16 protein-coding genes are annotated in these 18,581 nt (G+C 58.5%); 6 read left to right on the top strand and 10 right to left on the bottom strand.

What is annotated here, in order from left to right; translation table 11 throughout:
* Positions 1-83: 83 nt before the first annotated feature.
* From D5067_RS03585 to D5067_RS03565, 5 genes are all read right to left on the bottom strand, one after another.
* On the bottom strand, positions 84-2,261 hold the full coding sequence (locus D5067_RS03585) for a YgiQ family radical SAM protein (protein ID WP_119936254.1): 2,178 nt from the start codon (positions 2,259-2,261) through the stop codon (positions 84-86).
* Positions 2,262-2,391: 130 nt separating this feature from the next.
* Positions 2,392-3,804 (bottom strand): cell division protein FtsP, encoded by a 1,413-nt coding sequence (gene ftsP / locus D5067_RS03580; RefSeq protein ID WP_119936255.1) that lies wholly within the window; start codon positions 3,802-3,804, stop codon positions 2,392-2,394.
* Positions 3,805-3,863: 59 nt separating this feature from the next.
* On the bottom strand, positions 3,864-4,601 hold the full coding sequence (plsC, locus tag D5067_RS03575; protein ID WP_119936256.1) for a 1-acylglycerol-3-phosphate O-acyltransferase: 738 nt from the start codon (positions 4,599-4,601) through the stop codon (positions 3,864-3,866).
* A 163-nt stretch (positions 4,602-4,764) separates the two neighbouring features.
* Positions 4,765-7,023 (bottom strand): DNA topoisomerase IV subunit A, encoded by a 2,259-nt coding sequence (parC, locus tag D5067_RS03570; protein ID WP_119936257.1) that lies wholly within the window; start codon positions 7,021-7,023, stop codon positions 4,765-4,767.
* 118 nt (positions 7,024-7,141) lie between these two features.
* Entirely contained in the window at positions 7,142-7,543 is a 402-nt protein-coding gene (locus D5067_RS03565; protein ID WP_119936286.1) for a YgiW/YdeI family stress tolerance OB fold protein, read from the bottom strand.
* Between the two features lie 138 nt (positions 7,544-7,681).
* Here D5067_RS03565 and qseB point away from each other — a divergent pair, with 138 nt between their 5' ends.
* From qseB to lysM, 5 genes are all read left to right on the top strand, one after another.
* Positions 7,682-8,341: a quorum sensing response regulator transcription factor QseB gene (gene qseB, locus D5067_RS03560; protein WP_119936258.1), complete on the top strand. Its 660-nt coding sequence runs from the start codon at positions 7,682-7,684 to the stop codon at positions 8,339-8,341.
* Positions 8,338-9,675 carry a quorum sensing histidine kinase QseC gene (qseC, locus tag D5067_RS03555; RefSeq protein WP_119936259.1) on the top strand — a complete coding sequence of 446 codons (1,338 nt, stop codon included), beginning with the start codon at positions 8,338-8,340 and terminating at the stop codon, positions 9,673-9,675. Before qseB ends, qseC begins: the two co-directional genes overlap by 4 nt.
* A 105-nt stretch (positions 9,676-9,780) precedes the next feature.
* Positions 9,781-10,362: an NAD(P)H-dependent oxidoreductase gene (locus D5067_RS03550; RefSeq protein ID WP_119936260.1), complete on the top strand. Its 582-nt coding sequence runs from the start codon at positions 9,781-9,783 to the stop codon at positions 10,360-10,362.
* A gap of 30 nt (positions 10,363-10,392) precedes the next feature.
* Entirely contained in the window at positions 10,393-10,707 is a 315-nt protein-coding gene (locus D5067_RS03545) for a putative quinol monooxygenase (RefSeq protein WP_119936261.1), read from the top strand.
* A gap of 153 nt (positions 10,708-10,860) precedes the next feature.
* Positions 10,861-11,301 carry a peptidoglycan-binding protein LysM gene (gene lysM / locus D5067_RS03540; RefSeq protein ID WP_015571878.1) on the top strand — a complete coding sequence of 147 codons (441 nt, stop codon included), beginning with the start codon at positions 10,861-10,863 and terminating at the stop codon, positions 11,299-11,301.
* Between the two features lie 31 nt (positions 11,302-11,332).
* On the opposite strand, the gene D5067_RS03535 is transcribed toward lysM, so the two are convergent.
* From D5067_RS03535 to D5067_RS03525, 3 genes are read right to left on the bottom strand one after another with little or no spacing between them, the layout of a single operon-like run.
* Positions 11,333-12,520 (bottom strand): glycoside hydrolase family 88 protein, encoded by a 1,188-nt coding sequence (locus D5067_RS03535; protein WP_119936262.1) that lies wholly within the window; start codon positions 12,518-12,520, stop codon positions 11,333-11,335.
* Positions 12,521-12,547: 27 nt separating this feature from the next.
* Entirely contained in the window at positions 12,548-13,813 is a 1,266-nt protein-coding gene (locus D5067_RS03530) for an oligosaccharide MFS transporter (RefSeq protein WP_119936263.1), read from the bottom strand.
* A 32-nt stretch (positions 13,814-13,845) separates the two neighbouring features.
* The gene (locus D5067_RS03525) at positions 13,846-15,660 is read right to left on the bottom strand and encodes a DUF2264 domain-containing protein (RefSeq protein ID WP_119936264.1); all 1,815 of its coding nucleotides are present in this window, start codon (positions 15,658-15,660) and stop codon (positions 13,846-13,848) included.
* Positions 15,661-15,826: 166 nt separating this feature from the next.
* Here D5067_RS03525 and D5067_RS03520 point away from each other — a divergent pair, with 166 nt between their 5' ends.
* Entirely contained in the window at positions 15,827-16,666 is an 840-nt protein-coding gene (locus D5067_RS03520; protein WP_119936265.1) for a helix-turn-helix transcriptional regulator, read from the top strand.
* Positions 16,667-16,754: 88 nt separating this feature from the next.
* Here D5067_RS03520 and D5067_RS03515 read toward each other — a convergent pair whose 3' ends face one another.
* Both D5067_RS03515 and D5067_RS03510 read right to left on the bottom strand, forming a co-directional pair.
* Complete coding sequence (locus D5067_RS03515) at positions 16,755-17,630, bottom strand: MurR/RpiR family transcriptional regulator (protein WP_119936266.1); 876 nt, start codon at positions 17,628-17,630, stop codon at positions 16,755-16,757.
* Positions 17,627-18,577: an iron-siderophore ABC transporter substrate-binding protein gene (locus tag D5067_RS03510; RefSeq protein ID WP_119936267.1), complete on the bottom strand. Its 951-nt coding sequence runs from the start codon at positions 18,575-18,577 to the stop codon at positions 17,627-17,629. Before D5067_RS03510 ends, D5067_RS03515 begins: the two co-directional genes overlap by 4 nt.
* Between the last annotated feature and the right edge of the window lie 4 nt (positions 18,578-18,581).

Raw genomic sequence — 18,581 nt, 5'->3', positions numbered from 1 at the left:
CCGGGTGGCGGCTTCGCCTTACCCGGCCTACGCGCTGACCTGTAGGCCCGGTAAGCGCAGCGCCACCGGGCATTGTCACAGGTTTAACCGATCTTACGTTTTCCCGCTTTTTTCGTCCCCGTAGCCCCACCGTTCGAACGCTGATGCACAATCGGCGTGTGCTTGGTCAGCGCCGGGCGCGTGTTGCGGTTCTGACGACGCGCTTCGCGCATCTCGTCCAGCGTCGGCGCCGGTACCAGACAGTCACGACGCGAGCCGATCAGGTGCTTTTTACCCATATCTTCCAGCGCCTGGCGGATCAGCGGCCAGTTTTTCGGATCGTGGTAGCGCAGCAGCGCCTTATGCAGACGACGCTGTTTATCCCCTTTCGGCACCACCACGTCTTCACTCCTATAGCCAATCTTGCTCAGCGGGTTCTTGCCGGTGTAATACATGGTCGTCGAGTTCGCGAGCGGCGACGGGTAGAAGTTTTGCACCTGGTCGAGACGGAAGCGACGCTGCTTCAGCCACAGCGCCAGGTTCACCATGTCTTCATCACGCGTACCCGGGTGCGCGGAGATGAAGTACGGGATCAGGTACTGCTCTTTACCGGCCTGCTTCGAATAGGTATCGAACAGCTCTTTAAAGCGGTCATAGCTGCCCATGCCCGGCTTCATCATTTTCGACAGCGGGCCTTCTTCGGTGTGCTCCGGCGCAATCTTCAGATAGCCGCCGACGTGGTGGGTCGCCAGCTCTTTGATGTAGCGCGGATCTTCTACGGCGATGTCGTAACGCACGCCGGAGGCGATCAGGATCTTCTTGATGCCCTTCAGGTCGCGCGCGCGACGGTAAAGGTTGATCGTCGGCTCGTGGTTGGTGTCCATATGCTCGCAAATGCTCGGATAGACGCAGGAGAGACGACGGCAGGTTTGCTCCGCGCGCGGCGACTTGCAGCGCAGCATGTACATGTTCGCCGTTGGGCCACCCAGATCGGAGATAATACCGGTAAAGCCCGGCACCGAGTCGCGAATGGCTTCGATCTCGTTGACGATCGAATCCTCGGAGCGGCTCTGAATGATACGGCCTTCGTGCTCGGTAATGGAGCAGAAGGAGCAGCCGCCGAAGCAGCCGCGCATGATGTTGATCGAGAAGCGGATCATCTCATACGCCGGGATACGCGCGTTGCCGTACGCCGGGTGCGGCACGCGCTTGTACGGCAGGGCAAAGACGCTGTCCATCTCTTCGGTAGAGAGCGGGATCGCCGGCGGGTTGACCCAGATATAGCGCTCGCCGTGCTTTTGCATCAGCGCGCGGGCGCAGCCCGGGTTGGTTTCGTGGTGCAGGATACGCGAGGCGTGAGCGTAGAGCACCTTGTCGCTTTTGACCTTCTCAAAGGACGGCAGCAGAACATAGGTCTTTTCCCACGGCTTCGGACGCGGCGGCTGTACCACAACGGCTTTAGCTTCGGCTTTTTTCGGCTCAACCGGCTTGTTATCCGCGCACGGCAGATCTTCGCCGTACGGATGCGGGATCGGGTCAATTTTGCCCGGCATATCGATAATGCGGGAATCTACCCCGCTCCAGCCCGGCAGCGCTTCTTTGACCATGATCGCGGTGTTGCGCACGTCGCGGATCTCGCCAACGGGCTCGCCCTGCGCCAGACGGTGCGCCACTTCTACCAGCGGACGCTCGCCGTTGCCGAAGATCAGCATGTCGGCTTTGGAATCCACCAGCACCGAACGGCGCACGGTATCGGACCAATAGTCGTAGTGCGCGGTACGGCGCAGGCTCGCCTCAATGCCGCCCAGGATGACCGGCACGTCTTTCCATGCTTCTTTGCATCGTTGGGTGTAAACGAGGGTTGCGCGGTCCGGACGTTTGCCCGCCACGTTATCGGCGGTGTAGGCGTCGTCGTGGCGCAGCTTGCGGTCGGCGGTATAGCGGTTGATCATCGAATCCATGTTGCCTGCGGTCACGCCGAAGAACAGGTTCGGTTTGCCCAGACGCATAAAGTCGTCTTTGCTGTTCCAGTCCGGCTGGGAGATGATCCCCACGCGGAAGCCCTGCGCTTCAAGCATGCGGCCACAGATCGCCATGCCAAAGCTCGGGTGGTCGACGTAGGCATCGCCCGTCACCAGAATGATATCGCAGCTGTCCCAGCCCAGTTGGTCCATCTCTTCACGGGACATCGGCAGGAATGGCGCCGGTCCAAAGCAGGCCGCCCAGTACTGCGGCCAGGAGAAGAGGTCACGATCCGGCTGGATCAGGGAAATTGCGCTCATAATGCTTCCGAAGAAAAAATAGACAAAAGGAGCGGGATTATACGCTGGATTAATGTGGGAAATGAAGGGGTATTGTGCGGGCTGTTGCCCTCACCCCAACCCTCTCCCACAGGGAGAGGGAGAAAAGCAGTTACGGTGCCGGATTCACCAGTATCTGCCCTACCGATCCGCGATCCATCATCTCCAGCGTCTGGCTGTGGAACAGGAACGGGAAGTGCGGCCACGACGGTTGGCCGTAGTAAACGAGCAGTTCAACCTGGCCATCCACCCAGACGGTGTCCTTCCAGCCCCGATCTTCCGGGAACGGCATCGCCCCGTTGACGTTGCGGATCAGGAACGATACCCCTTCAATATGGAACGACTGCGGCATGTCCGCGCGGACCATCCAGCGTTCCCAGGTGCCCTGCTGAGCGGTAATATCAATGCGGTTCACGTCCCACAGCGCACCGTTAATGCCCGGGTCGTCGCCCAGGCTGATATCGCGGCTGCGCACCGGCGATCCGTTGAGGATCTCCTGCGGCAGCAGACGCATCGGCAGGTTGTCCGTCACCAGCGGCAGCAGGCCGGTCGGGCGAAGGGTTAATACCAGCGTAGAAACCAAAATGCTCGACGGCTCAAAGAAGCCACGAATGCGGTCCACAATGCTCGCCGCCTCACCGCAGGTCAGAGACACTTCGTCCCCGTTGGTCATATCCACGAGAATTTCACGGCGTTCGCCCGGCGCGAGCGCCAGCTGCTTAACGGAAACCGGCGCAGGCAGGAAACCCTGATCCCCTGAAATCACGTGCAGCGCGCGGCCGTCGCTCATCTGCAGCTGGTAGCGGCGCGAGTTTGAAGCGTTCAACAGGCGCAGGCGCACCCAGCCGCGCGAGACCTCGACATAAGGGCTTTGCGCCCCGTTGACGAGCAGCGAGTCACCGACAAAGCCACCGCTGCCCGGCTCGCTGTATTCCGGCGAACCGAAGTTATCAAGGCGCTTGTCCTGGATAATGATCGGGAAATCATCCACACCGTAGTGGTTCGGGATCGGCAGAGACTTACTGACCTCATCTTCAATCAGCCACATCCCGGCCAGGCCGTTGTAAACCTGCTGCGCCGTGCGGTTAGGGGTGTTCGCGTGATACCACAGCGTCGCTGCGCTCTGGCGGATCGGCAGCACGGGCGCCCAGTCTGCATTAGGCGACATCATCCTTGCCGGGCCACCGATCAGCGGCCCGGGAACCTGCAAGCCACTGACCGTCATGGCGACATTTTCAGTGGTGCGGTTACTGTAAATCAGCTTAACGTCATCCCCGTTCCAGACGCGAATGGTTGGCCCGAGGTAGCGCCCGTTAATCCCCCAGACGGACGCGCGCGTCCCAGTGGTAAATGACCAGTGGCTGCGCTGCAGGGTCAGGAATAACGGTTGCCCACGACGGGATTCAATCAACGGCGGAATGGGCAGCGGCTGCTGCTGCCCGGCGGCGCTGGCTGTCAGCGGCATCGCGCCCGCACAAAGGGCGATACCCGAAGCCTGAATAAACTGACGCCGACTGAGTGACATATAAGCTCCATCTGAAACGACTAACAACGCGGGAATTCGTTTTCCCTTTAAACGCCGGCTTAAACGTTACCGGCGGCTTCTCTCTCTGCGACTTCTTTGTCGAGCTGCGCAATATGCTGCGCCATCAGTTCGCGGCAGTGTGTCGCCAGCTCGCGCACCTGATCTTTACCGTATTTACTGGTATCCACCGGCGGCAGCATTTCCACAATCACCAGCCCGTTTTTCAGACGGTTAAGATTAATCTTATTCGATGTATTGGAAACGCACACGGGAATAATTGGAACGCCTGCCGCAATTGCAGCATGAAACGCGCCGGTCTTAAACGGCAGAAGGCCGCGACCGCGGCTACGCGTTCCTTCCGGGAACATCCAGATAGAGATTTTGCGTTTCTTAAAATGGTTCACCACTTCCGCAATGGTGCTGTGTGCTTTTGCGCGGTTATTACGGTCGATAAGCAGGTTACCGGTGAGCCAGTAAAGCTGGCCGAAGAACGGGATCCACAGCAGGCTCTTTTTCCCCACGGTCACCGTCGGCGGCAGAACGATGTTTGCAGCCGTCACCATATCGTAGTTGTTCTGATGGTTAGCGATATAGATGGCATTGCCGAAATGCTCGGCGCCTTCCGGCAGACGTTTTTCAACTTTCAGGCCATAAAGTGGCGCAAGACGGCCGAACATGTGACCAAAGGTCGAGACATGCTTCGGATTACGCGGACTGAACAGGCAATAGATGCAGCCGAAAACACAGACCAGAATGCAGTAGATAACGGTAATAACGAGACGAACAATGTATAGCATAGCGACCTCTGAAGCCCCAACAGCTGACAATTATACTTCACCTGTGGCCAGGTAAGGACTTTATTACGAGCGCGTATTGTTAATCGCAACGCACGAATTAACAACGTTTTTACGGGAAATTTTATGGAAATTCCCCCTCTGACACAGAGGGGGATTGAGCAGATTACTCTTCGCTGTCGCCCGCGCTGCTGCGCGCCGGAGAGTCAATCTCCACGCGATCGATTCGCTGCAGGCCGCGCATCAGTGAACCGCGGCGTCCGCGCTCGCCCACCACCTTCTGCAACTCTTCCGGGCGCAGCTTGATTTTACGCTTGCCGACGTGAATGGTCAGCGTGCTCTGCGGCGGCAGGAGGAAGAGATGCGCCAGGCCATCTTCGCCTTTTGCCGCTTCCGCCGACGGGATGTTAATGATCTTGTTGCCCTTCCCTTTTGACAGCTCAGGCAGGTCGCTGACCGGGAACATCAGCATACGTCCCGCGGAGGTGATCGCCAGCAGCATATCGCTCTCGTTCTCGATCACCAGCGGCGTCATAACGCGGGCGTTGTCCGGCAGGCTAATTAACGCTTTACCGGCACGGTTGCGCGACACGAGGTCATTAAAGGTACAGATAAACCCGTAGCCCGCATCAGAGGCCATCAGCAGTTTCTGCTCATCGGCTTCCATCAGCATATGGTCAACGGAGGCGCCCGGCGGCAGCGTCAGCTTGCCGGTCAGCGGTTCACCCTGCCCGCGTGCAGACGGCAGCGTGATCGGGTCGATGGCGTAGCTGCGGCCCGTGGAGTCGATAAACGCCACCGGCTGGTTACTCTTGCCTTTCACCGCCGCTTTGAAGCTGTCGCCCGCTTTGTAGCTCAGTCCCGGGGCGTCGATGTCGTGCCCTTTGGCGCTACGCACCCAGCCGCTTTGCGACAGCACGATGGTTACCGGCTCTGACGGCAGCATGTCGTGCTCGTTCATCGCCTTCGCCTCTTCGCGCTCGTGCAGCGGAGAACGACGGTCGTCGCCAAAGGCGTCAGCATCGGCCTGCAGCTCTTTCTTCAGCAGGGTGTTCATCTTGCGCTCGGACGCCAGAATCGCCTGCAGCTGATCGCGCTCTTTTTCCAGCTCGTTCTGCTCACCGCGGATCTTCATCTCTTCCAGCTTGGCGAGATGACGCAGCTTCAGCTCAAGGATGGCTTCGGCCTGGGTTTCGCTGATGCCAAAGCGCGACATCAGCGCGGGCTTAGGCTCGTCCTCGGTACGAATGATCTCAATCACTTCGTCGATGTTAAGGAACGCCACCAGCAAACCTTCGAGGATATGCAGGCGCTTAAGCACTTTTTCCAGACGGTGGTTCAGACGACGGCGCACCGTATCGCGGCGGAAGGCCAGCCATTCGGTGAGGATCTCCAGCAGGTTTTTCACCGCCGGGCGACCGTCCAGACCAATCATGTTCAGGTTGATGCGGTAGCTTTTTTCCAGATCGGTGGTGGCGAACAGGTGGTTCATCACCTGCTCCATGTCCACGCGATTAGAGCGCGGCACAATCACCAGACGGGTCGGGTTTTCGTGGTCGGATTCGTCGCGCAGGTCGTCCACCATCGGCAGCTTTTTATTGCGCATCTGGGAGGCAATCTGTTCCAGCACTTTCGCGCCGGAAACCTGATGCGGCAGCGCGGTGATGACGACTGCGCCGTCTTCTTTATTCCACACCGCGCGCATGCGCACGGAGCCGCGGCCGTTCTGGTAGATTTTGCGGATTTCCGCGCGCGAGGTGATGATCTCCGCTTCGGTCGGATAGTCCGGCCCCTGCACGATATCCAGCAGCTCGTCCAGCGAGGTTTTCGGCTGTTCAATCAGGGTGATGGCGGCTTTCGCCACTTCACGCAGGTTGTGCGGCGGGATGTCCGTCGCCATACCGACCGCAATACCGGTGGTGCCGTTCAGCAGGATGTTCGGCAGACGCGCGGGCAGCATTTTTGGCTCCTGCATCGTACCGTCGAAGTTTGGCACCCAGTCGACCGTCCCCTGGCCCAGCTCGCCCAGCAGCACTTCGGCGTATTTGGACAGGCGGGATTCGGTATAACGCATCGCGGCGAAGGATTTCGGATCGTCAGGCGCCCCCCAGTTCCCCTGCCCGTCAACCAGCGGGTAGCGGTAAGAGAACGGCTGAGCCATCAGCACCATCGCTTCATAACAGGCGCTGTCGCCGTGCGGATGGTATTTACCCAGTACGTCACCGACGGTACGGGCGGATTTCTTGAACTTGGCGCTGGCGCTCAGCCCCAGCTCGGACATCGCATAGACGATGCGGCGCTGAACGGGCTTCAGGCCATCTCCGATAAACGGCAACGCCCTGTCCATGATGACGTACATGGAGTAGTTCAGGTAGGCGTTTTCCGTGAATTCATGTAGCGCGAGGCGCTCTGCCATATCGCTCATTACGTGTGATTCCTCAACTCAGAAACCGAAGGGTTTCAGGCAATATTGCCGCAGATACTACCTTATCTGACGAGTTGAGTCACAAAGAAAAAGGGCCGGATAAGCGGCCCTTTCGGGGTTATTTGTTCAGCTTGATAACCTGCTTCACGTCGATTTCAAACTCGTTCCAGTCTTTATCAACTTTCCCCTGAAGTTCAACCTTGTCCTGCGGGCTGACGGTTACGCCGTTCCAGCGTTTGTGGTCAATCTCAACGACCACCGTGCCGGTTTCATCGCGGAAGGTGTAGCGGTCATCGGACAGGCGCTCGGTGATGTTACCACGCAGCTTCACCCAGGCATCGTCCTTCAGGTCTTTCACCTTGGCCGCCGTGGTCAGGTTGGCATTGTTATCCACAAAACCGCCCTGCTGGGTTTGCGTCTGGCTCGCGGTGGCAGACGGGCCGTTAAATCCGCCCTGTGCAGCAAAAGCAGGGGCCGTGGTCATCATCATGATGGCAGCAATAGCAGCGAATTTTTTCATCTTAATCTCTCCCTTTAATATGGTTTCGCAGTCCATTAAACAGGGTAATCCTTAACAACTTCTTAAGGGGAAAATTTATTTATTTTTACTGTACGCACGTTGATTCAGAGGGTTTACTGACGGCATCAAGGAGGGAACATGCGCATTTTACTGGTAGAAGACGACAGGCTCATCGGCGACGGCATCAAAGCGGGATTAAGCAAAATGGGGTTTAACGTAGACTGGTTTACCGACGGGAAAACCGGCCAGGCCGCGCTGCATACCGCGCCCTATGATGCCGTGGTGCTGGACCTGACGCTGCCGGGAATTGACGGGCTTGAGATCCTCCGTGCCTGGCGTGAGAGTGGGCGCAGCGAGCCGGTATTGATACTGACGGCGCGGGATGCGCTGAACCAGCGCGTCGACGGTCTACGCATGGGCGCGGATGATTATCTCTGCAAGCCGTTTGCCCTGATCGAAGTCGCAGCGCGCCTTGAAGCGCTGGTGCGCCGCAGCCACGGTCAGGCGCGCAGCGAGCTGCGTCACGGTAAGGTGACGCTGGATCCCACAGGCCTCGTCGCCACGGTTAATGGCGAAACGCTGACCCTCAAGCCAAAAGAGTTCGCCCTGCTGGAGCTGCTGATGCGCAATGCTGGCCGCGTGCTGCCCCGCAGGATGATTGAAGAAAAGCTCTACGGCTGGGATGACGATGTCTCCAGTAACGCCGTAGAGGTCCACGTCCATCACCTTCGCCGCAAGCTCGGGAGCGAGTTTATCCGCACCGTGCACGGCATCGGCTATACCCTGGGTGACGCATGAAACTGAGCCTGAAGCTCCGCCTGACGCTGCTCTTCCTGATCCTTTCTCTGGCGGCGTGGTTTGCCGCAAGCCTGGTCGCCTGGCAGCAGACGACGCATAAGCTCGATAAGCTCTTTGATACCCAGCAGATGCTGTTTGCCAAACGTCTGCTGACGATGGAACTGGACGAGCTTCACGCGCCGGAGCGCATGCGCGAGGTGCCCAAAAAAGCCAAACACGGGCATCTGGACGATGACGCGCTGGCCTTCGCCATCTTCAGCGCCGACGGCAGCATGATCCTCAACGACGGTGAAAACGGGCGCGATATTCCGTACCACTACCGCCGCGACGGCTTTGACGACGGACGGCTTCAGGACGATAGCGACGAGTGGCGATTTTTATGGCTGACGTCGCCTGACGGTAAATACCGCGTGGTGGTCGGCCAGGAGTGGGAGTACCGCCAGGACATGGCGCTGGACGTGGTGAGCTCGCAGCTTACGCCGTGGCTGGTGGCGCTGCCCGTTATGCTGCTGTTGCTAATCCTGCTGCTGAGCCGCGAGCTGAAGCCGCTGAAAAAGCTCGCGACAACCCTGCGTTCACGCTCTCCGGATGCCACAGACAACCTGCCGACGGAGGGGGTGCCGACAGAGGTGCGCCCGCTGCTGGACGCGCTAAACCACCTGTTTACCCGCACCCGCGAGATGATGAGCCGCGAGCGTCGCTTCACCTCCGATGCCGCCCACGAGCTGCGCAGCCCGCTGGCCGCCCTGAAGGTGCAAACCGACGTGGCGCAGCTGTATCTGGACGATCCGCAGGCGCAGGCAAAAGCGCTGGCGCAGCTGCATGCCGGTATCGACCGCGCTTCCCGGCTGGTGGATCAGCTTCTTACGCTTTCGCGGCTCGACTCGCTCGACAATCTCGACGACGTTGAGCCGATCGCGATAGCCGATTTACTGCAGTCGGCGGTTATGGATATTTATCATCCCGCGCAGCAGGCGGGTATCGACATTCGCCTGAACCTCAACGCGCCGGAGAGTAAACGCCCGGGTCAACAGCTGTTGCTGAGCCTGCTGGTGCGTAATCTGCTGGATAACGCCATCCGCTACAGCCCGAAGGGGAGCGTGGTGGACGTAACGCTGAACGCGCGCGGCTTTACCGTACGGGATAACGGCCCGGGTATTTCGCCTGAAGCGCTGGCGCGTATTGGCGAGCGTTTTTATCGTCCTCCGGGGCAAGACGCCACCGGCAGCGGCCTGGGGTTATCCATTGTGAAACGCATTGCTGCGCTTCACGGCATGCGCGTTTCCCTGAAGAATGCGGCTGGCGGTGGGTTTGAAGCCGGGATCAGCTGGTAGCGTATTATTGCTGCTCAGGCAAAAGACTTTGCACATTTTGCTCATTTTTCCGCTCCGTCCTCGCGCGTAGAATACCCGGCATACTCTCAACACCGAGGACAAATAATGAGCAACATTCTGATTATCAACGGCGCGAAAGAATTCGCACACTCAAAAGGCCAGCTGAATGACACCCTGACCGAGGTCGCGGACGGTTTCCTGCGCGACGCCGGGCATGATGTTAAGGTCGTTCGCGCGGACAGCGATTATGACGTGAAAGCCGAAGTACAGAACTTCCTGTGGGCTGACGTGGTCATTTGGCAGATGCCGGGCTGGTGGATGGGCGCGCCGTGGACGGTGAAAAAATACATGGATGACGTGTTCACCGAAGGTCACGGCTCGCTGTATGCCAGCGACGGCCGCACCCGCTCTGACGCGTCTAAAAAATACGGCTCCGGTGGCCTGATTCAGGGCAAAAAATACATGCTCTCCCTGACCTGGAACGCCCCGATGGAAGCGTTTACCGAGAAAGATCAGTTCTTCGAAGGTGTGGGCGTCGACGGCGCGTATCTGCCGTTCCACAAGGCAAACCAGTTCCTGGGCATGGATCCGCTGCCGACCTTTATCGTCAACGACGTGATTAAAATGCCTGATGTCCCGAGCTATATCGCAGAATATCGCAAGCATCTCGCGACAATTTTTGCTTAACTGGTAACCTGGAATTAGAAGGAGTTAACCATGCTTACCGTAATTGCTGAAATTCGTACTCGTCCAGGTCAACATCACCGCCAGGCGCTGCTGGATCAGTTCGCGAAGATTATCCCGACCGTACTTGAAGAAGAAGGCTGCCACGGCTATGCGCCGCTGGTAGATGCAGCCACCGATGCCAGCTTCCAGGCGACCGCGCCGGACTCCATCATGATGGTTGAACTGTGGGAAACCGTGGCGCACCTCGAAGCGCACCTGCAAACTCCGCACATGAAAGCGTGGAGTGAGGCGGTAAAAGGTGACGTGCTGGATACCCATATCCGAATTCTGGAGCAAGGGGTTTAAGGTTCGTGGAATTTGCCGGGTGGCACTGCGTTTACCCGGCCTACAAAACCTGACTCGTAGGCCCGGTAAGCGCTAGCGCCGCCGGGCTTTTTGTATCATCTTAATACTCAACTGCTATGCTTATTCTGACTTCATTGTTAACAGGAGGATGGAATGGGTCTTTTTAACTTCGTAAAAGAAGCAGGCGAAAAGCTGTGGGATAACCTGACCGATCATAAAGGTCAGAGCGACAAAGTCACCGAGCACCTGAAAAAGCTGAATATTCCTGGCGCGGATAACGTCCAGGTCACCGTTACCGACGGCAAAGCCAGCGTGACGGGTGACGGGCTGACGCAAGAGCAGAAAGAGAAAATCCAGGTTGCCGTGGGTAACATCGCCGGCGTGAGCGAGGTGGAGAACAACATCACCGCCACCGATGCCAAAGATGAAGCCACTTACTACACGGTGAAATCGGGCGATACCCTGAGCGCCATCTCCAAAACCGTGTACGGCGATGCCAACCAGTACAACAAGATTTTCGAGGCCAACCGCCCGATGCTCTCCAGCCCGGATAAAATTTATCCCGGCCAGACGCTGCGTATTCCGAAAGCGTAACCGCATAGCCGGGGACTTACCCCCGGCTGTTTTACCAGTACAGCTTCCAGCTCTGCGTGAAGCGCACCAGCGCCTCAACGTAGAAGTAATCTCCCCAGCTCGCACACTCGTCCACGCCCTTATTGCCCGCGAGGTGATACACCGAGTGCTTCAGCAGCCCGTTGCCCTTCTCGTCTTTGCCCATCAGATACTGTTTCGTCAGCGACGACATGATCCCTTTCGCCCACTCCAGATAGCGCTCGCGATCCGGATCCGTGACCGGAAGATGCTTCACCAGCTCCAGCAGACCGCATACCGCGATTGCCGCTGAGGACGAATCGCGCAGCGCGTCCGTACCCACCAGCGCCAGATCCCAGTGGCAGACGCTATCTTCCGGCAGGCGGTTGAGGAAATAGTTCGCCAGCCGCTTCGACAGGGCGATCATCGTCTCGTCACCGGTGTAGATATAGCTCAGCAGGAAGCCGTAAATGCCCCACGCCTGCCCGCGCGACCAGCATGAGTCATCGGCGTAGCCCTGCTGGGTATTGCCGTAGTGCGGCGCGCCGGTGTTTACATCCATATAGTAGGTGTGGAACGTCGAGGCATCTTCGCGAATCAGATACGTCGCCGCCTGCATGACGTGCGCTTTTGCGGCGTCGGCAAAGCGCGGATCGCCGGTTTGCTCGGTTGCCCAGTAGAGCAGCGGCAGGTTCATGTTGCAGTCGATGATCATGCGTCCGGCCTGTTCAGGGTCAGAGAGATCGCCCCACGCCTGAATGATCTTCGCCTTCTCATGGAAGCGCTCCAGCAGGGCTTCCGCCGCCAGCAGCGAGAAGCCGCGCGCCTCGCGGTTCCCGGTCAGCCGCCAGGCCGCTACGCAGGAGAGCGTATACAGGAAGCCTAGATCGTGGGTGTTGGTGTCGCTGCGCCCGGCGATGCGCAGGCCGAACGAGCGCACGTTTTTTTCCGCCATCGCGCGGAATTTCGCCTCGCCGCTCATCTCCCACGCCAGCCACAGCTGGCCGGTCCAGAAGCTGGTGGTCCACTCCACGTTGTCGGTCAGCGGATAAAAACCGTCCTTACAGGTTTCCGCCGGGAACTGCTCGCCAAATTCCGTTAAATGACGGCTGATCAGGTCGAGAACGTGGCGGCGTGCCGTGCTCAGTTCATCGCTAAATGCGCGTGGGTCAACGGGCGCGGCAATCGCAGGCAGGCGTTCCTCTTTGATACGACTTAACATATTTCGGTTCCTTCTTTGACGGCGTAATTATTGTGTTGAGGTTTCTGCTACGTTCAGCGCGCGGGCTCCGCGCCATTTACTCTGGCAGGCGGATAACGTAAAGGCAGAAATAAGGGTAAAGGTCAGCGCGGTAGCGCCCATGACGATATAGGTTTGTTCAAACCCGATGCGGTCATACATATATCCCGCAGGCGAGGAGACCACGACGTTACCGACGTACAGCATTGCCTGATAGCCCAGTAAATACATGGTGGCATTTACGCGCTTATCGAAATGCTCGGCGATATATTTAAATACCGAGACCAGCAGCAGACAGATTTCCAGACCGTAGAGGGGTTTAAGCACGGAAATGAGCAGATGCGAATCGCACATGCCGGAAATAATCAGACGCGCCCCCACCACAAGCCCGACAATTAACAGCCCGCGCTTGGCGCCGATAAAGTTGACGAACAGCGGGATCACCATATACATGACGAACTCCATGCCGGACTGCACGGTGCCCAAATAGCCAAACACCGCGTTGCCCTGGTGAATATCGTCGAAGAAGGTGACGAAATAGCGCGAGAACTGCTGCTCGGCGATAAACATCATCCACGCCACGCCCGCCACGTACAGGCAGAAGGCCCAGAATTTGCGGTTACGCAGCAGGGCATAAACGTCCGATGGGGCAATTTTCTCTTTGGTCAGGACGTCACCGGCGTGAACGGAGTTAGTGTTCACTTTCAGGCTCAGCAGGACAATTAGCATCACTACCGAGGCCACGCTGCCCATGATGAAGTTATACGCCGGCGAGAGGTTAAACAGCAGGCCGGAGAACGAAGACGCCACCGCCCAGCCGAGCGACCCCCACATGCGGATCTGCCCGAACTCCATGCCGTTCAGGCGGCTAAAGCGGTCGGAATAGGATTCACACGCCGCCACGCCCGCGTACCAGGCAAAACTTAAATAGAGCGCGCCGATAATTATCCCCAGCAGGGTGTTGGACATTAACAGCGGCTGATACACGTAGATAAAGAACGGCGCCATCAGGGCCGACATGGCGACCACAAAATAGAGCAGGTATTTGCTCATGCCGATTTTATCGAGAATATAGCCGTAGATGGGTTTAAGAATGACGGAGAAAATACCGTTTACCGCAAATACGGTCCCAATAACCGAGCCGCTCAGGTTGGCTTTTTGACCGAGCCAGATGGCCAGTAGGCCAATGCTGGCAGACCACGTAAAGAAATAGAGAAATATAAAGCTGCTGATTTTGTAATATTCGGTTCTGTTTGTTGTAGATGTACTTTTCATATCATCCTCGCCGACGTGTAGGGCCAGAGTTTTTATAATGTGAACGACAGCTGGCGTTCGCTTCCAGGATCGCGAATAACGACCTGGTTTTGGGTGATATTCAGCTGCGGCGTTACCGCATCGTGTTGTGTTCCGCTGGCAATGACGGCGCAACAGAGCCAGCTTTCCCCTTGCGGGAGATCGGTTTTTAACAGCGGAATGGAGGCACACTCCGGGAACATGATGCTGCTGTTCGGCGGCGTAACGATGCTGTCCGGCAGGCGCGTGATGGCGGGCGACAGATCGACGATCACGCTGCTGCCGTTCTCGGCTGCCAGATAACAGCCGCGCTCGCGGATCCGGTGCTCGGTTTTCATCACCGCAAAACCGCCTTCCGCCGTTTGCAGGTTACGCGCGCTGTTGATGCGGTGCAGGCGCAGATGCCACTCCCCAAACGGCACCTGCCAGGTGTCGATGTGCACGTCATGCCACGGCGACCAGCGGGAGTAGATGTAGTTTTCATCCACACGAACGTCCTCACATTCGCGGCGACCGCGGAAATAATCGTCTCCTTCAGCCAGCAGCAGCATCGAGTCGCAGGCGGCGTGCTTCAGGCCAAAACGCCCGCGCTCAATGGTGAAACCAAAGCGGCTGGAGTAGGCAAACTTGGTGTATTTAGCTTCCGTGTTGACGTAGTTGTTCAGCTCAAGCTGTCCGGCGGTGAGCATGGTCACGTGCTGCGACGTTTCCGCATGGACAAGGATCTGCCGGGCATGTGGGATCACATGCTTTTCGGCCAGCGCGGGCAGCGGCTGCTCGTCGGCCTGCCAGAAGGGATGCGCCTCCGGCAGCGCCAGAATCAGGTAGGTTTTCAGCGCCCAGTATGGCGAACCGGGGGAGTTGTAATCTTCGCACATCGCCAGATTCGGACAGGCAAAGCCGAGGGTCAGAATGCCGTCGCGGTCGGTAATCGGCTTCTGCTGCCACCAGCGCAAATGGCGCAGGATAATGCCCTTCACAATGCCCGGCGTGAATACGTTCAGCCCGGAAAAAGCCGCCGCGCTCCAGAAGGCAACCATTGCAAAGCGGTAGGTCAGGCTGCGGCCAAACGGCACCGACGCGCCGTCGGCGGCGGACCAGTAGATAAAGTCTTCGGCAAACAGGCGCGAGCGCTCGCGCAGCACCTCCGCACTCGCCTCGTCACCGCTCAGGGTGGCGTAGATGAGCCCGTAGAAGTGGAACGCCATGGAGATGTAGTAGTCCTTCGGGCGGCCCGGGCCGTCGGAGTACCAGCCGTCCCCCAGATAATAGGCGTCCATTAGCGCAAAGCGGCGGTCGATGGCCCGCTGGTCATAGGGCAGCCCGGCGCGTTTGAAGCCGAGCTGAACCATAATGGCGAAGTAGTTCCAGTTGCTGTCCGGCATTTGCGCGTCGGTAATCTGGCTGAGCCAGGCGTGCAGGTTCATCACCTCGCTCTCGGTGAAGCGCTCGAGGAGTTTGTCACCCAGCAGGCACAATCCCAGACCGTAGGCCGCCATCTCTACCAGCCGCTGGTCGTACGGGCCGGTTTCACCCCAGTAATCCGCGCTTTGCGGATCGGTCCCGAGCCTGATGGCCGTTATGTACTTATCGATAAACGGCGTGGCGTCACCGCCCGCCATCAGCGGAAACAGCCCCCACAGCGCGCGGGAAAGTCCTTCCATCTGCGCAATATCCGTCGCGTAGTGCGCACAGGTCTCGCCCAGAGAAAACCGAGAACGCTCTGCCGGAAACTGCTTATCCAGCGCGCCCAGCATCGCGTTTAAATGCGCCGCCACGTCCTGTCGTGAAGACAACGGATTTGATTTTTCTTTATTTGCCGCCCACATTGGTTTGCCCTCGTAATCAACTGCGGCAAAGCATAGTGAATCCGCAAGGGGCAGAAATGTTAGCCATGTCACAGGTGCGAGCGATGAATAAACCTGCAGTTGAGAAAATTTAAAAAGGTGGTTTATAACGTGGTTGTTACGGGAAAAAGTTGAGTTTTATTGCACTATGCGCGACACGCCGACATCCGACCGTCTGGAGCTGATTACCTTAAACGACACCGTCGTGTCGTACAGCCGCCTGTTTGCCAACACGGTGCGTTACCACCACTGGCATCAGTGTCTGGAAATTCTCTATGTGGAAGAAGGCTTTGGCGTGGCAATTGTTGATAACCGCCACTACACCATGCGCCCCGGGCGGCTCTTTTTCTTCCCGCCGTTTACCCTGCACAAGGTGATGGTGGACGCCCAGGCCGAGGCGATTTACCGGCGCACGATTATCCATCTCGATCATCATGCCGTGCTGAAAACCCTGCGCGATTTCCCGCAGACCCGGCAGCGGCTGGAGCGGCTATCGCGCCGCGGCGGGGAAGCGTGGGTCGCGGACCTGGCGCATTGCCGTCACCATGTCGACCATCTGCTGAGCTGTTATCCGTCGCCGATGAACGGCGAGAGCATCGCCGGGCTGCTGATTAGCCTGTTTGCGATGCTGCCCGACGACCGTGACGGCGCACCGGGCAGCAGCCTGGGGATCGCCAGCCGGGTGATGTTCTGGCTGGACGAGCACTATCAGGAGAAGTTTCGCCTCGACGCGCTGGCCGAAGAGCTGGGGAAATCGCGCAGCTACGTGTCGCGAAAATTCCATGCGGAAACGGGCGAGAAGATCCACGACTATCTGAATACCTTACGGCTGCGCAAGGCCTGCGAGTGTTTGCTTCACACGGAATCGAGCGTGCGAGACATCGCCGCGCAGACGGGCTTTTCCGACGTGACGTGGTTTATCAGCGCATTTAAGAAGGGGATCGGCGAGACGCCGCTGCAGTACAGGAAGAACCATGCTGACCAATGAGCGGCTTTATTACCCGGCGGCGCTTCGCTTGCACGGGCCTACTCAGCCTGTAGGCCGGGTAAGGCGTAGCCGCCACCCGGCATGTGTTTTAAGCACTCTTCTTCCCCGGCTTTAATCCACGGTGTAACTCGTTGATGCGCTTCATCGACTTGATGGTGCGCTGCGGCTCGGTGGAGGCGACGGACAGAATAATCATCTCCAGGCACAGCAGCACCGTGCCGTGCAGCGGGATTTTGCCCTTCTCGCCGCCGCGCGGGACGTGGATCACTACGCTCGCCTCTTTGCTAAAGCGCGAGTCCGTGGCGTTGGTCAGCAAAATGGTGGGAATACCCAGGCGCTTCGCTTCGCGCAGCGTGGTCTGCCCCTCCCGGTGCGCGGATTTTTGCGCCATCATTACCAGCACGTCACCGCGCTGTAGGGCAATCAGCTGTTCGGCGAGGCCAATACCGGTGCGGTTGAGCGGGATCGCAGGCAGGCCTATACGGCTAAACAGTCGCGAGGTGTATTCAGCCAGTATGCCGGATGCGCCAATGCCAAAAATAGCGACCTGTCTCGCCTGCGCCAGCAGCGACACCGCCTGCGCCATCGCGTAGCGGTTGCCCGGTTCGGACAACACCGCGCAGGTGTGCTGATGGCCTTCCAGCACAAAATCGATGCTCGCGTCGACGTCGCTGGTAAGCGTGTTTACCGTCGTGGACATCTTCTCGCTGGAGGTGACCACCGGGCCAAACCACTGCTCCAGGGTCTGCTTGAGATCCCGCAGCCCGCCAAACCCAAGCGCCTGAATGGCACGCACCACGGTGGCGTCCGAGGTGTGTAGCACAGCGGCAATCTCCATTGCCGTCTGCTCCATAACCGCTTCACGATTTTCATTGATATAGCTCGCCACCTGCAGCAGGCGTGGCGTCAGCTGGTGCGCCCGCGAGCGGAGGCGGTCGCCGTAGACATCAATTTTTCGGATCATCGAGCGGCCTCCGGCAGCGGACGGCCCGCTATCTGCGACTGCACCTGCGCGGCCATCAGCCCCAGCGAGGCAAATGAATTTGAGATCGCTTCCTCGCGGGAGATGAGCACGTAATGCCCGGTTCGGCAGGCGTTGAGAAACTGGCACCAGCCCGGCATCACCGCATCCATCGCCGCCAGCTCGTCCTGCGGTTTCCCGCCGGTGTCCCCGCGCCAGGTGGCAAAGACAAAATCAGCATCCAGCTCCGGCAGGCGCTCGGCGCTGACGTCGATGCGCCCGCCCTCAGGGATGCTCTCAATCAGCGGCGGGAACCTGAACCCTGCGTCGCGCAGCACGCGCCCAAGCGAGTGGTAGCTGTGCATGGCGTTGATTTTGCCCTGATTGGCCTGAATCACCGAGACGGTCAGCTTGCTCGTATCGATGGTCGCCTTTAGCGCCTCGATCTGCTCCTGATAGCGACGCTCCAGAATCTTCAGCCGCGCCTTTGTCCCGGTAAGCTGCGCCAGCTTGCGGTAGATCTCCGGCGCGCCGCCGTCGAGGTGATCGATACTCACCGTCGGGGCAATTTTTTCCAGCTGTTCGACCGGCGTGTTGCGGGTCGGCTCGGTGATGATAAGATCCGGCTTCGCCGCGGCGATGGCTTCAATATCGATATCCGCGGTGCCGATGAATTTGATGTCGGAATTATCAAAATCGATGCCCGTCAGCATGCCGCTGGAGCGCAGAAAATGGCTGCCGTCCGGTCGGGTGCGGCCATGGCTGGCGATCGGCGGCACGCCAAGCTCAATCAGCGGAATGGTGATATCCAGATCGTGCAGGGAGACGATCCGCTTCGGGTTAACCGGCACCACCACGTTGCGGTTCAGGTCGTCAGTAAACGTCTGCGTCGACTCTGCCGCCCCTACGGCAAAACCCACCAGCGCCAGCATTGCAAAAAATACGCGCATTTCT

The sequence above is a fragment of the Enterobacter huaxiensis genome (assembly GCF_003594935.2).
GTDB classification, from domain to species: Bacteria; Pseudomonadota; Gammaproteobacteria; order Enterobacterales; family Enterobacteriaceae; genus Enterobacter; species Enterobacter huaxiensis.
The sequence above is the reverse complement of the archived record's forward strand: the minus strand, read 5'-3'. Positions and strand labels throughout refer to the sequence as shown.